At 72.1% G+C, this 13,680-nt stretch carries 9 protein-coding genes; 8 read left to right on the forward strand and 1 reads right to left on the reverse strand.

The annotated features are described in order from the left end of the window. The first annotated feature begins 43 nt into the window (after positions 1 to 43). From APR04_RS19810 to APR04_RS19825, 4 genes are all read left to right on the forward strand, one after another. On the forward strand, positions 44 to 1,468 hold the full coding sequence (locus APR04_RS19810; protein WP_372496142.1) for a M18 family aminopeptidase: 1,425 nt from the start codon (positions 44 to 46) through the stop codon (positions 1,466 to 1,468). Between the two features lie 418 nt (positions 1,469 to 1,886). Beyond that, positions 1,887 to 3,380, forward strand: coding sequence for an NsdA family TPR-like regulatory protein (locus APR04_RS19815; protein ID WP_253873433.1), 1,494 nt, complete (start codon positions 1,887 to 1,889; stop codon positions 3,378 to 3,380). Then, on the forward strand, positions 3,377 to 4,129 hold the full coding sequence (locus APR04_RS19820; RefSeq protein ID WP_253873434.1) for an HAD family hydrolase: 753 nt from the start codon (positions 3,377 to 3,379) through the stop codon (positions 4,127 to 4,129). The genes APR04_RS19815 and APR04_RS19820 overlap by 4 nt, the downstream gene beginning before the upstream one ends. Before the next feature lie 188 nt (positions 4,130 to 4,317). Next, entirely contained in the window at positions 4,318 to 6,621 is a 2,304-nt protein-coding gene (locus APR04_RS19825) for a sodium-translocating pyrophosphatase (protein WP_253873436.1), read from the forward strand. Positions 6,622 to 6,673: 52 nt separating this feature from the next. On the opposite strand, the gene APR04_RS19830 is transcribed toward APR04_RS19825, so the two are convergent. Further along, positions 6,674 to 7,252, reverse strand: coding sequence for a DinB family protein (locus APR04_RS19830; protein ID WP_253873438.1), 579 nt, complete (start codon positions 7,250 to 7,252; stop codon positions 6,674 to 6,676). Positions 7,253 to 7,411: 159 nt separating this feature from the next. Between APR04_RS19830 and APR04_RS19835 the strand changes: the two genes are divergently transcribed. The 4 genes from APR04_RS19835 (at position 7,412) to APR04_RS19850 (ending at position 13,678) form a co-directional block, all read left to right on the forward strand. Continuing rightward, positions 7,412 to 10,075, forward strand: a complete 2,664-nt coding sequence (locus APR04_RS19835; RefSeq protein WP_253873440.1) for a M14 family zinc carboxypeptidase — start codon at positions 7,412 to 7,414, stop codon at positions 10,073 to 10,075. Between the two features lie 178 nt (positions 10,076 to 10,253). Continuing rightward, the gene (locus APR04_RS31085) at positions 10,254 to 11,990 is read left to right on the forward strand and encodes a M20/M25/M40 family metallo-hydrolase (protein WP_253873443.1); all 1,737 of its coding nucleotides are present in this window, start codon (positions 10,254 to 10,256) and stop codon (positions 11,988 to 11,990) included. Positions 11,991 to 12,057: 67 nt separating this feature from the next. Further along, positions 12,058 to 12,402, forward strand: a complete 345-nt coding sequence (locus tag APR04_RS19845; RefSeq protein WP_253873445.1) for a CD225/dispanin family protein — start codon at positions 12,058 to 12,060, stop codon at positions 12,400 to 12,402. A gap of 79 nt (positions 12,403 to 12,481) precedes the next feature. Next, positions 12,482 to 13,678 carry a hypothetical protein gene (locus APR04_RS19850; RefSeq protein ID WP_253873447.1) on the forward strand — a complete coding sequence of 399 codons (1,197 nt, stop codon included), beginning with the start codon at positions 12,482 to 12,484 and terminating at the stop codon, positions 13,676 to 13,678. Positions 13,679 to 13,680: the final 2 nt, after the last annotated feature.

Below are 13,680 nucleotides of genomic sequence, written 5' to 3' on the forward strand. Positions count from 1 at the left end.
GACCTGCGGCGGGGCCTGATCAGCAGGGCGACATAATGGCTCGGTGACTGCCCAGACATCTCCCGCCCGGTCCGTCGACCCCATCCAGCCCTCCGTGGTCCCGGACGCAGCCCGCGAGCACGCAGCCGACCTCGGCGCCTTCGTGGCCGCGTCGCCGTCGTCCTACCACGCGGCCGAGGAGGTGGCCCGGCGCGCGGAGGCGGCGGGCTTCACCCGCCTCGCGGAGGACGCCGCCTGGCCCGTGGCTCAGGGCGGGCGCTACGTGGTGGTCCGCGACGGCTTGGTCATCGCCTTCACCGTGCCCGACGCCGCAGGCCCCACCACGGCGTTCACCATCGTGGGCGCCCACACCGACTCCCCGAGCTTCAAGCTGAAGCCCAAGCCGACCACCCACGGCGCCGGCGGCTGGTGGCAGGTAGGCGTCGAGGTGTACGGCGGCCCGCTGCTCAGCTCCTGGCTCGACCGCGAGCTGGAGCTGGCCGGGCGGATCGTCACCCACGACGGCACCGAGCACCTCGTGCGCACCGGCCCGATGCTGCGCATCCCGCAGCTCGCGGTCCACCTGGACCGGGGCGTCAACGACAACGGGCTCACCCTGGACAAGCAGCGCCACACCCAGCCCGTCTGGGGTCTGGGGGACGCGGAGAGCGCCGACGTCCTCGGGGCGCTCGCGGCGGACGCCGGCGTCGACCCCGCGACGATCGGCGGGTACGACGTGGTGCTGGCCGACACACAGCCGCCGCGCGCGTTCGGCGCCGGGCAGGCCCTGTTCGCGTCGGGGCGGCTGGACAACCTGCTCTCGACCCACGCGGGGCTGACGGCGCTCCTGCGGGCCTCGGCACAGGAGCCTGGCGGGGTCTCGGCGGGCTCGACCGGCGGGGCGGGCTCGGCCGGCGGGGCGGGCTCGATCGGCGGGGCGGGCTCGACCGGCGGGGAAGGCTCGATCCAGATGTTCGCCGCGTTCGACCACGAGGAGATCGGCAGCGCGTCCCGCTCTGGCGCGGCGGGTCCGTTCCTCGAGGAGGTGCTGGTGCGCATCTCGACCGCTCTTGGCGCGACGGCGGAGGAGCGGGCGCGGGCGTTCGCCGCGTCGCTGCACGTGTCGTCCGACGTCGGCCACGCCGTGCACCCGAACTACGCCGAGCGGCACGACCCGGCCAACCATCCGGTGGCCGGCGGCGGCCCGATCCTCAAGATCAACGCGAACCAGCGCTACGCAACGGACGCGCACGGTGCGGCCGCGTGGAGCGTGGCCTGCGCGGCGGCGGGGGTGCCCACCCAGGAGTTCGTCTCCAACAACACGCTGCCGTGCGGTTCGACGATCGGACCGATCTCCGCGACCCGTCTGGGTATCCGCACTGTGGACGTCGGCGTGCCAATCTTGTCGATGCACTCGGCCCGCGAGCTCACCGCCGTCGTCGACCCGTGGTACCTGGCGCGCGCCATGGAGGCCGTTCTCGTCCGCTGAACCGTCGAATCCCCCTGTAACCGGGGGGAACACCTCTAATCGGAGTGACCTGCGGTTATGCATGTTCCGTTGGTTCTGTCCCGGTCTACAATTGGCGTAATTCGGGCGCTAGTTGGACGTTTGTCCAAAAAAGATCAGGGCTGACCTGCGAAAACGTACGCTCTAGGTTGACCATTGGTCTGGAAGAAAATACCTAGTACCGTCCGGATGCAGGGACCCCAGGGGGGTGATACCACTGTGGTCATCCGAGCCGTGAACTCGGCAAAAGAGAAATGCCGGACCCCAGGAGCCCCCGTTGCCTCGTGCCACCGTTCGCACTTGCGCCCGATGCGGTTGTGTACTCAGCCGTTACAACTCCGAAGCGCGTTGCGCCGCATGCCGGCGCACCGAGTCGGTTCCCGTAGTCTCCCTCCCCAGCGTGCCGACGCGGGTCTGGCAGGACGAAGCAGTCCGGTCCGCACTCGCCGACTGGGACTTCGGTCAGGTCAGCCGCATGGTGCGGCAGCTCGTCCCTCTGCGTCAGGAGGACGTCGCGGCCCTGACCGGGCTGAGCCAGTCCTACCTGTCGATGCTGGAGTGCGGCGACCGCCGTCTCACCGACGTCTCGCGCGTGGTCCAGTTCCTCACCGGCCTTGGCACGCCACCGGACCTCGTCCGGCTCCCGCTCCCGGGCATCAGCCCTCTGCCCGACGCCGCTCCCGCGTGCACCGCCGCGTCAGGCCAGCCGTCGGCGCCGGAGCCGGTCACGCCGACGGCGCCCGATCCGACGCTGCCGTGGACCGCGGACCGGATGCTCACCGCGCTCCGTCTGGCGCACGTCGCCGACAACACGGCCGACTGGCTGCCCACGGACGCCAACGGCCCCGTGTCGGCGACGGCGATGAGCGACGCGGCGGGTACGGACACCCCGCGTCCGGCGTCGGGCATCGCGCTGAACTCGATGATCCAGCGCTGGGACGCCGAGCAGGCCGAGCCGCTGCGCCGAGCCACGGCTGGCACCCGCGTCTCGCACGAGCTGTGCGGGCACCTCCAGGGCACGCTGGACGAGCTGCGGGTCATGGACAAGGGCTCGGGCAGCGGGGCGGTGGCCGACCTGGCCCGCGCCCACCTCGCCCTGGTGGTCCGCGTCCTGGAGCGCAGCACGTACGACGAGGTGACGGGCCGCCGGCTCACCGCCGTCGCCGCCGACACCGCCACGCAGGCAGGCTGGTTCGCGTTCGACGCGGGGCGTCCGGACGCGGCGCGCGCCTACATGCTCGCCGGTCTGCGGGCCGCGCACGCGGCGGCCGACGACCGGCTCGGCGCCGGTGCTCTCTCCTACCTGGCGATCCACGGCTACTCCAGCGGTGACCCGCGTGACGCGGTCCGCGCCGCCGAGGCGGGCCGACGCCGGATCGCCCGGCTCGACGCCCCGCACCTCTCGGCGACGCTGCTCACCCGGCAGGCGCGCGGCCACGCCGCCGCTGGCGAGGGCGAGGCCGCGCGGCGGGCGCTCGGCGAGGCCTCCGAGCTGTGCGCCCGTGGCCGCGGCGAGGACGACCCGCACTGGCTGTACTGGATGAACGAGGGAGAGATCCACGGGCAGTCCGGGTCGGCGCACCTCGCGCTCGGCAACACGGCGCGTGCCGTGGAGAGCTTCGGCCACGCCATCCAGGCGGAGCGTGCGGGTGAGCGCCGGACGCACGGGCTGTTCCTGAGCCGGGCGGCGCAGGCGCACGCCAGGGCGGGCGACCTCGACGCCGCGTGCGCGGCCGGCGACGAAGCGGTGAGCATCGCGGAGACCGTGCAGTCCGCACGGCTGCGCGAGCACCTGCGGGATCTCTCGGCCGACCTCCGGCGCGGCGGGCCGTCGAGGCGGTCCGGGATGGGTGCCCGGGTGCTGGCCGAGCGGATCGCGGCACTCGCGTCGTGATCGCACCGGTCACCTCCCGCGACGTGGCCAGGGCCCTCGTGCTCTGGGACATCGATCGGACGCTCGTCTACGTCGGGGAGGTGGACCGGACGGCATACCGGGAGGCGTTCGCAGAGGTCGTGGGTCGACCCGCCGAACGCCTCCCGGCGAAGGGCACCGGCGTGACCATGCCGCTGGCGATCCGCGGGCTGCTGGAGGACAACGGCGTCAGTGCGCGCGAGGCGGAAGAGCTGCTGCCGCACATGCTCGAGGTGGTACCGCTGCGCTTCGCCGCGCATACCGAGGACGTGCGACGCCTCGGCTTCGTGCTCCCTGGTGCCATGCAGGCGCTCAAGGCCGTCGCGGCCGAGCCAGGCCTGGTGCCGACGGTCGTGACGGGAAACCTCGAGGCGAACGCCCTGATCAAGCTCCGCGCCTTCGGCATGGACCGCTACGTGCACGCCGCGCTGGGCGGCTACTCGTCCGACGACGCGCACCGGCCGGCTCTCGTGGCGGTCGCCCAGCGCCGTGCGGGGGACCGGTACGGCAGCACCTTCTCCGCCGGCAACACCGTCATCGTCGGGGACTCCCTCGAGGACGTGCGCACGGGGCTCGAGGGGGGCGCGCACGTGATCGCCGTGGCATCGGGTACGACGTCGGCGGACCGGCTCGCGGAGGCGGGCGCCGACGTGGTGCTGCACGACCTCACCGACGCCGCCCGGCTACTCCAGGAGATCCGGGAGCTCACAACGGACGCGGGACCCCGCTGAGCGCAGGCAGGAACCGGGTGCGGGCACCCACGGCCCTGACATAGTGACTGCCGTCACATGTGGGTAGACTCTGGTCTCTTCCCGCCATCGACGTTGCCGGCGGGGGTGCATAGGCCTTGCACGGGTCAACCCCGTGCAGGGCAACACACTTTCTGGGGGAACTCCCCGGAGCTCGTCGAGGAGGACGAATGCTCGAAGACGGCATTGTTTTCGGCGCAGGCAGCTACACCACCGTGGCGGTGATCGCCGTCATCGCGGTTGCCGCACTCGGGTGTGCGTTCGTGCTGCGTCGCCAGGTGCTCGCCGCACCCGATGGAACCGCCAAGATGCAGGACATCGGCCGGGCCGTGCAGGAGGGGGCCTCTGCCTATCTGAAGCGACAGTTCCGCACGCTCATACTGTTCGCGGCTGTCGTGTTCGGGCTGCTCTTCCTGTTGCCGGGCGACAGCGGCGTACGGATCGGCCGCTCCATCGCGTTCGTGTTCGGCGCCGGCTTCTCCGCGGCGATCGGCTACCTCGGCATGTGGCTCGCGGTGCGCGCGAACGTCCGCGTCGCCGCGGCCGCCACGCGTCCCGGCGGCCGGGCCGAGGGCGCCCGGATCGCGTTCCGCACCGGCGGCGTCGTCGGCATGTCCGTGGTGGGCCTCGGTCTGCTCGGCGCCGCGCTCGTCGTGCTCGTGTACGACGTCGACGCGCCCGCCGTGCTCGAGGGCTTCGGCTTCGGCGCCGCACTGCTCGCCATGTTCATGCGGGTCGGCGGTGGCATCTTCACCAAGGCCGCCGACGTCGGCGCCGACCTGGTCGGCAAGGTCGAGCAGGGCATCCCTGAGGACGACCCCCGCAACGCAGCGACCATCGCCGACAACGTGGGCGACAACGTCGGCGACTGCGCAGGCATGGCCGCCGACCTCTTCGAGTCCTACGCGGTGACCCTCGTGGCCGCCCTCATCCTGGGCAAGGCCGCCATGGGCGAGCAGGGCCTCGTGTTCCCCCTGATCGTCACCGCGATCGGGGCGTTCGTCGCGCTGCTCGGCGTGTTCATCACCCGGATCCGCGGGAACGAGAGCGGCCTCGCCGCGATCAACCGCGGGTTCTACGTCTCCGCGGTCGTCGGTGCAGTGCTGGCCGGTATCGCTGCCTTCGCGTACCTGCCGTCCTCGTTCGACCAGGTGCCCGGTACCGCAGACCTCTCCGGAGTGACCGCCGACCCGCGCGTCGTGTCGGCGCTCGCCGTCCTCATCGGTGTGGTGCTCGCGGGCGTGATCCTCTGGGTGACCGGCTACTTCACCGGCACGGACAAGAAGCCGACGCTGCACGTGGCCGCGACCTCCCGGACGGGTGCGGCGACCGTCGTCCTCTCCGGTATCGGCGTGGGCTTCGAGTCCGCCGTGTACACGGCGGGCATCATCGCCGCCGCGATCTGCGGCGTCTTCCTGCTGGCCGGCGGGTCCGTCCCGCTCGCGCTGTTCCTCGTCGCCCTCGCGGGCTGCGGCCTGCTCACCACGGTCGGCGTCATCGTCGCCATGGACACGTTCGGCCCGGTCAGCGACAACGCCCAGGGCATCGCCGAGATGTCCGGCGACGTCGACGAGGAGGGCGCACAGATCCTCACCGACCTGGACGCCGTCGGCAACACCACCAAGGCCATCACCAAGGGCATCGCGATCGCCACGGCGGTGCTCGCGGCGACCGCGCTGTTCGGCTCGTACGCCGACGCGGTCTCCCACGCGCTCGCGCAGGTGAGCAACGTGGGCACCGGTCTGGTGACCTCGATGCTCAGCTACGAGATCATCTCGCCGGTCACGCTCGTGGGCGTGATCCTCGGTGGCGCAACGGTGTTCCTGTTCTCCGGGCTCGCCGTCGACGCCGTGACGCGTGCCGCCGGCGCCATCGTGTTCGAGGTGCGCCGCCAGTTCCGCGAGCACCCGGGCATCATGACGTACCAGGAGCGCCCCGACTACGCCAGGGTCGTCGACATCTGCACCCGGGACTCGCTCCGCGAGCTCATCACGCCGGGGCTGCTCGCGGCGTTCGCCCCCATCGCGGTGGGCTTCGGGCTCGGGGTCGGGCCGCTGGCAGGGTTCCTGGCCGGTGCCATCGGGACGGGCGTGCTCATGGCGATCTTCCTGGCCAACTCGGGCGGAGCCTGGGACAACGCGAAGAAGATCGTCGAGGACGGCAAGTACGGCGGCAAGGGCTCCGACGCGCACGCGGCGACGGTCATCGGCGACACCGTGGGTGACCCGTTCAAGGACACCGCAGGCCCGGCGATCAACCCGCTGATCAAGGTGATGAACCTGGTGGCGCTGCTCATCGCCCCGGCGGTGGTGGCGATGAGCGTCCCTGCGGACGCCAACCACACGCTCCGGATCGGCATCGCCCTCGTGGCGGCGGCCGTTGCGTTCGGCGCTGTCGTCTGGTCCCGCATGCGGGCGTCCCGCGTCGACGCGGAGCAGCAGGCGGAGCAGGACCGCGCGGAAGCGGTCGTGTGAGGTAGTCCCGCGCAGAGTCCGCCTCGCATGCTCGAGGCGGACTCTGCGCGGTTCACTGGCCCACTCGGCCGTCGATGCACTCCCGCAGCAGGTCGGCGTGGCCCACGTGGCGGGCGTACTCCTCGACCATGTGGACCAGGACGTCGCGGACCGGGATCTCGTCGCTGCCGCGCAGGACCGTTCGGCCCAGCTCCTCCTCGGGCAGCTCCGCCAGCCACTGGTCGGCCGCCGTGACCTCACGCCGCCAGGTCGCCCAGGCCGCCTCGACGACGGCGGGGTCGGCCACCGCGCCGTCGAAGTCCGCGTCGGGGTTCTCCTCCGACTTGCCGAACAGCTTGGGCGTGTCGGCCTGACCTCGCAGCACGCGCCGGAACCAGCTCTGCTCGACATGCGCGAGATGCCGCACCAGCCCGAGCAGCGACATGGTCGACGGCGGCACCGACCGCCGCGCGAGCTGCTCGGCGTCGAGCCCGTCGCACTTCATCTCCAGCGTGATCCGGTAGTGCCTGAGGTAGTTCCAGAGGGTTTCCTTCTCTCCGACGGGCTTCGCCAGCGCTTCGCGCGGGTCGTGGTCAGGGTCCGTCCACATGTCGGGGTAGACGGTGGCCGAGGTCCAGCGTTCGGTGGTCATACGCACAGTGCAACGCCTGGGAATCAGCCTGGTCAACGGCATTGCCCGCGGGTGTCGTCCGGCGGATCACCGGGGACCGGCCGTACAGTTTTCGGTTGGCCGTTCCCGTCTGCTCGGGCCTGGGCCAGAATTGGCCGACTTGCCCCCGTGGAGGCACCCTTGCTCGTCCGTACTCGTTCGCTCGCTGCCCTGACCGGCGCTGCGCTGACCGGCGTCGCGCTCGCCGCGGGCTCGCTGGCTGCGCCTGCCGTCGCGCAGCCCTCCGGTGCGCCCGTGGACGGGCGCACCGTCGCCGGGGTGGCGGCCGCCGACCTGGGACGGGGCGTCGAGGCCGACGTCCTGGCCGATCCGACGACAGGTGAACCGGACCACCCCGCCGACCCACCAGGGCCCCTGGCGCCGGGCGGGGGCACCGACCTGCACCTGCCGGCGTCGTATCCCCACCAGCCGGAGCTCCGTGTCTTCCCGCCGAACGACGCGGACGCCACCGAGCGGAACGGGACCATCAGCCATGCGGACCTGGCGCCGCGCCTGACGGAGCTGATGGAGCGGAGCGACCGGGTATCGACACAGGTGGTGGGGAAGTCGACAGAGGGGCGCGACCTGTACCTGGTCACCGTGACCGCGCCAGAGCGACGCTCGGAGACCGCCCGGCAGGCTGCGTGGCGCGAGGAGATCAAGGGCCACCCGGGCCGCGCCGCGCGCGACGACGACCTGCGGGCGGGTTACAAGGCGCCGATCTGGTTCAGCGCGAACATCCACGGCGACGAGTGGGAGGGCACCGACGCCGCCCTGCGGATCATCACGCACCTGGCGAGCGCGGACGACGACGCCACGAGGCACCTGCTGGAGCAGCACCGGATCGTGTTCAGCCTCACGCTCAACCCCGACGGCCGGACCCACGCGACCCGCTCGACGTCCCTCGGTCTGGACGCGAACCGCGACATGATCACGCTCGCCACGCCGGAGGCGCGCTCGTACGTGCGCACGGCGCGCGCGGTACAGCCGCTGTTCACGGCGGACTTCCACGGTTACACGGACGTGCTGCAGGTCGAGCCGGCCGGTCCGCCCCACGGCGAGAACTACGAGTACGACCTGTTCCTCCCGCACAGCTACGCGATCGCGCGGCAGGTGGAGGACGACGTCGTAGCGGCCGAGATCGACGGCAACACGTACTACGACCCGGACGGCGGTGGCGTGGTCGGGGAGAACACGGGGTTCATCAAGATCCCGTACCGGGACACACCGTCGGGCTGGGACGACTACCCGCCCGTCTTCACCGCCCAGTACGCGTCGCTCCACGGTGCGGTGACCAGCACGGTCGAGCTCCCGCTCGGCCCGACGGGCCGGACCACCACGCGGGCGGACGCCGCGGTCAACACCGAGGTCGCGGTCACGACGATGACGTCGATGATCGACTACGTCCACACCAGGTCGGACGCGATGCTCGCCGACCAGATCGAGCTGTTCCGCCGAGGTGCCGCCGGCGCGCCCAAGGTGGCGCTGACCACTGAGAACGTCGACCAGGTGCCCGGTCCTGACGAGTGGAAGCAGCTCTGGGACGCCGCCGACGACCAGGAAGCGGTGCGTCTTCCTCGTGCGTACGTGCTCCCGGTCGGCCCCGGTCAGCGGTCGGCGAGCGATGCCGAGGACCTGGTGGACGCGCTGCTGTTCCACGGCATCGAGGTGGAGCGGCTGGCGGCGCCCGCGCAGGCCGGTGGCACCAGCTACCCGGCAGGTTCCTACGTGGTCGACCTGCACCAGCCCCTGCGTGGGCTGGCGAGCTCGCTGCTCGCCCTCGGCTCGGACATCTCGGGGAAGGTCCCCGTCATGTACGACATCGCGGCGTGGTCGCCCGCCTACCTCTGGGGCGCGACGGTGGACCGGGTGGGCAGCACCACGGACGGCCCGATCGGCCGGACGTCCCCGGTGCGCGGTGCCGGTCCGCGCGGGAGCGTCCCGCCCGGGGCTCGGTACGCCGCCTTCGACGTGGCCGGCGTCAGGGACCACCGGGCTCTGAACGACCTCCTTGGGCAGGGCGTGGCGGTGCGGTTGACGGCGGACGGGCGTGCCGTCGTCGGGCCGCGCGGGCTGCGGGCGGCCCGCGAAGCGGCCGACAGGTACCGCCTCGTCTTCGCGACCGCCTCGCGCGCCGAGTACGTAGCTGCAGAGCGGGCCGAGGACCTGACCGTCGCGTACGCAGGCAACCAGGACGACCGGCTGTCGCTCCTGGAGCTCGGGTTCGACGACCTGCTACCTGTCTCCGCGGCGGGGATCGAAGAGGCCGCCGCCACCGGTGGCGCTACCGGACTGGACGACGCCGACGTGCTGTGGGTCGGCTCCTCCCTGGACCTGCCACCGGGCTCTGCGGGCCACGACCGCGTCCGGTCCTGGCTGCGCGACGGCGGCGCCATCGTCGGGAGCGGCGCCGGTGCGTTCGCGGCAGCTGCGGCGTACGGGCTGGTCAGCGGCAGTGCGGTGACGGGCGACCCGGCCGCCAACGGCATCATCGCCACCGGCACCCCGGGTGAGGTGCTGGACGACCACGCGCAGGACCACGGCTTCGTCTACCCGGCCGTCTGGTTCGCGGACCTGGGCGCTGGCACGGCCACCGAGCTGACCTACGGCAGCTTCCTGGCCGGTCACTGGCCCCGGCCGGGCGTCGCGGACGGGCAGCGCGCCGCCGTCGGGCAGGCTGCCGCCGTATCCGGCAGAAGAGGACAGGCGCGGGCGTTCGTGTTCGGCACCTCGGTGTTCTTCCGTACCCATCCTCGGGGTGGCCTGAGCCAGGCGGCGACGGCCATCCACTGGGCGGCACCCTGACCTTGGCGGAGGTCGCGAGGCTGCGTCGTCCAGCATCACCAGGGGTCTGTGGAAAACCGGGTGCGAGCGCTATCGTCTGCGGTGTTGTGCTCCCGAACACCCCGCGGTCCGCGGGCGCCGACGAGAGCCCCGACGCAGGAGCCCCCCTCGTGGGAGACCCGGAGCAGGAGAAGGTCCCGTGAGTGCCGACATCGACCCGACCGAGGCCATCCCTCAGGTCACGGCCGAGATGATCGCGAAGGCGCCGGCCCAGCCGGCGGCGCCGCGTGCCGCCGAACCAGCATCTGTGCCGACATCTGGGGTGCGCCGGCGGGAGGCCGGGTCCGCGGCGCCACCAGCCCCGCTTTCGGCGACGCGTCCGGACACGTCGGCCGCCGGGTCCGCGCAGTCCTTGTCCACACCGCCGACCGGGCGCGGGACGTCCGCCGGTCCGGAGGCGCAAGCCCCGGAGAAGGCAGGCCGCCAGGTCGCCGAGCAGCCTGCCGCGCCGGACGCCGTGCTCCGAGAACGGTCGGGTGCGTCGGCCTTTGCCCCGTCGGAGCCGTACGGTGAGCGGCATGCCGCTGCCGGGCGCATCGCTGCCGGGCACCTCTCCTCGCTCGTGCAGATCCCGACGGTGTCGTCGTGGGACCCGCAGCATCTCGACCACGAGGCGTTCGGAAGGCACCGGGCCGCGCTGGCGACGTTCTACCCCCGGGTGCACGCCCTGCAGAGCGAGCAGGCGGGCGATCACGGGCTGCTCTACCGGTGGCCGGGCCGGGGGCGGCAGGACGTGCTGCATCCCTTCCCTGTGGTCCTCATGGCGCACCAGGACGTGGCGCCGGTCCAGACAGCCGACTGGCCCGCCAACCCGTTCTCGGGTGAGATCCGGGACGGGGCGGTGCACGGTCGCGGCACGCTCGACGACAAGGGCGGGCTCGTCGCGGTGCTCGACGCCGTGGAGACGCTGCTCGGCGACGGCTTCGTGCCGGAGCGTGACATCTGGCTGTTCTTCGGCGCGGACGAGGAGGCGGCGGGCCAGTCCGCCACGATCGCCGTCCGGCGGCTGTACCAGCTGGGCGTGCGGCCCTGGCTCGTGATCGACGACGGCGGCGGCGTCGTGACCGACGCCTTTCCCGGCGTGGACCGCCAGACCGCCATGGTCGGCGTGGCAGAGAAGGGCCTGGTCGGGATCAACTTGCGCACCTCGGACGTCGGCGGCCATGCCGCGACGCCCGGCAGGCAGCCCGCCACCGTACGGCTCGCCCGCGCGGTGACGCGCGTGAGCCGACGTCGGTACGCGCCGCAGGTCAACGCGCCGACGGTCGACATGCTGCAGCGGGTCGCTCCGAGCGCGGTCGGCGCCAAGGGGCTGGGCCTCAGGGTGGCCGCACGGCTTGCCTCCGGCCCGTTGCGCAAGGTCGCCTTCTGGCTGGTGGCCACGGGCGGTCCGGAGGCCTCGGCACTGGTCCGTACCACCGTGGCGGTCACCGAGCTCGAGGGCAGTGCGGGGCCGAACGTCGCGGCGTCGTCGGCCCGTGCTCGCCTGGACGCCCGGGTGGCGCTCGGGGAGACGGTGGACCGGACCGTGGCGCGGCTGCGCCGCGTCATCCGGGACAAGCAGGTCGAGATCGAGGTGGTGGAGCGGAGCGAGCCCAGCGAGGTCTCACCGACGGACAGCCAGCAGTTCGCGCTGCTCAGCGAGGCGATCGGTGCGTCATACCCGGACGCGGTGGTGGTTCCGTACGTGCTCCTCGCGGCCACCGACGCGCGTACCTTCACCCCCATCAGCGACCACGTCTACCGGTTCAGCCCGTTTGCATTGTCGCGTGCGCAGCGGCAGTCGATTCACGGGGCCGGCGAGCAGCTGAGCGTCGATTCTCTGGGCCGCGGAGTGCATTTCTACCGTGAGGTGCTCCGCAAGATACCGGGCTGACCTGCGCATTCAACAAATTGCCGAAATTGGACTAAGTTCTCCCTTTACATAGGTGAGGGAGACGTCCATGAGCAGCTCCGCCGTGCCGCCGGCTGTGCCGCCGGCTGTCCCGGGTGGCTCGCGCGCGCCCGTGAGCGTCAACGTCCACACCTACCCGGCGCAGCTGCAGTATCCGCCGCGGTCGTATCTCCTCTTCGCCGTTCTGGTGACCATCTTCTGCTTCTGGCCCACCGGAATCGTCGCCCTCGTGAACGCGCTGCGTGTCAATCATCTGTGGAAGTCACAGGAGCACGACAAGGCCCGGAAAGCATCACGCCGCGCGCGCGACTGGGGACTGGTGTCGCTGGTCATCGGAATCGTCGTGGTCGTGATCGTGGTGTTCTGGGCGAGCATCACCTACCTGAACGGGTAGCAACTTCACCCCCTGTTCCCCACGTATCACACGACTGCCCCTCCTGCCCCGGTGGGACTTGCGGGTAAAGTTCGCGGCTATGAGTGCGACACGGCGCAAGGGCTCGCGGGACGGTCGCGCTGCGTCTCGCGCCGGAGGTCCCCCCGCAACCAATGCGCTCACTTGGGCGGAGAGCCTCGCGGCAGGGGAAGCCGCGCCGGGTGCCAGCGCTCTCGAGTGGGCCGAGGGCCTCACGGAGAACGAGCCGGCACCCAGTCCCTGGGGCAGCGGCGCGGCCGCAGCCCCCGCGGATCCCGCCCCGGCCGACGGGACGGGCGGCTCTCCCTGGGGAGCCGTGCCGGCGCCCGCCGTGCCGGACGGCGAGAGCGACGGCGACGCCAACCCGTGGGGCTCCGTGGCGGCCGCCGAGCCCGCCGTGACCCGTGGCCGCGGCAAGAACGCGGGCGGCAAGAGTGGCAAGGGCAGCAAGTCGAGGTCCAAGGGCAAGGGCGCCAAGGCCGCCGCGTCGGGCGTGCCGAAGAGCGAGCCCGCGCCGACACCGGCGGGCGGCTTTCCGCTCAACGCGGGTCCGGTGGCCGACGACGTCGACGTCCCACCCGCGCAGCTGCCCGCAGCCGTCCCGTCCGAGCCCGTGCCCGTGCCCATGCCGGACGACGCCTCGCTCGCCGTACCCGACGGGCCGGGCGGGCCGGACGGGTCCGCCCTGCCGAGCAAGTCCGAGTCCAGGAAGACTGGCAAGAAGCGCGGGAAGGGCCGTATCCCCGGTCCCAGCACCGCGCAGCAGAAGCGGATCAGGAAGACGCTCCGCCGGGGCCTGCCCAAGGTGCTCGACCAGCCGCTGGTACTCGTGCTGGCCGGCGTGACCGCTGCGGCGCTGGGCCTCGGTACGGGCTGGGGGACGACCTTCTTTCAGGGCGAGGACGTCATCTCGGACGCGGACGCCGCATCGTGCGCACAGACGCAGATGGCGTGGACGCAGGCCGCCAACGCGCAGTCGGCGATGGTCGAGGACCAGCCAGAGACGCTGCGCAAGGGGTTCATCAATGCCCGCAACGCGCTGGAGGGCGTGACGCCGCCCGAGGCCATCGCGAAGGACTGGGCAGTCGCCTTCACCTATTACTCGACGGTCGCCAACAACATCGAGAAGGTGAAGGCGAACGACGGCCCGGCGGTGAGCTCCGCCGTCGGCGGCGCACAGGAGGAGCTCGACACCGAGGCGATGGTCGAGTCCTCCCAGCGCGTGCAGGAGTACGTGGCGTCCAACTGCCGCAGCTAGCG

This window comes from Promicromonospora umidemergens (genome assembly GCF_024171995.1).
Taxonomy (GTDB): domain Bacteria; phylum Actinomycetota; class Actinomycetes; order Actinomycetales; family Cellulomonadaceae; genus Promicromonospora; species Promicromonospora umidemergens.

Bases quoted from the DNA above. Each gene is read 5' to 3' on its own strand.
- APR04_RS19825 (WP_253873436.1), top strand. From the start codon at position 4,318: ATGCTCGAAGACGGCATTGTTTTCGGCGCAGGCAGCTACACCACCGTG.
- APR04_RS19830 (WP_253873438.1), bottom strand. From the start codon at position 7,252: ATGACCACCGAACGCTGGACCTCGGCCACCGTCTACCCCGACATGTGG.
- APR04_RS19845 (WP_253873445.1), top strand. From the start codon at position 12,058: ATGAGCAGCTCCGCCGTGCCGCCGGCTGTGCCGCCGGCTGTCCCGGGT.
- APR04_RS19850 (WP_253873447.1), top strand. From the start codon at position 12,482: ATGAGTGCGACACGGCGCAAGGGCTCGCGGGACGGTCGCGCTGCGTCT.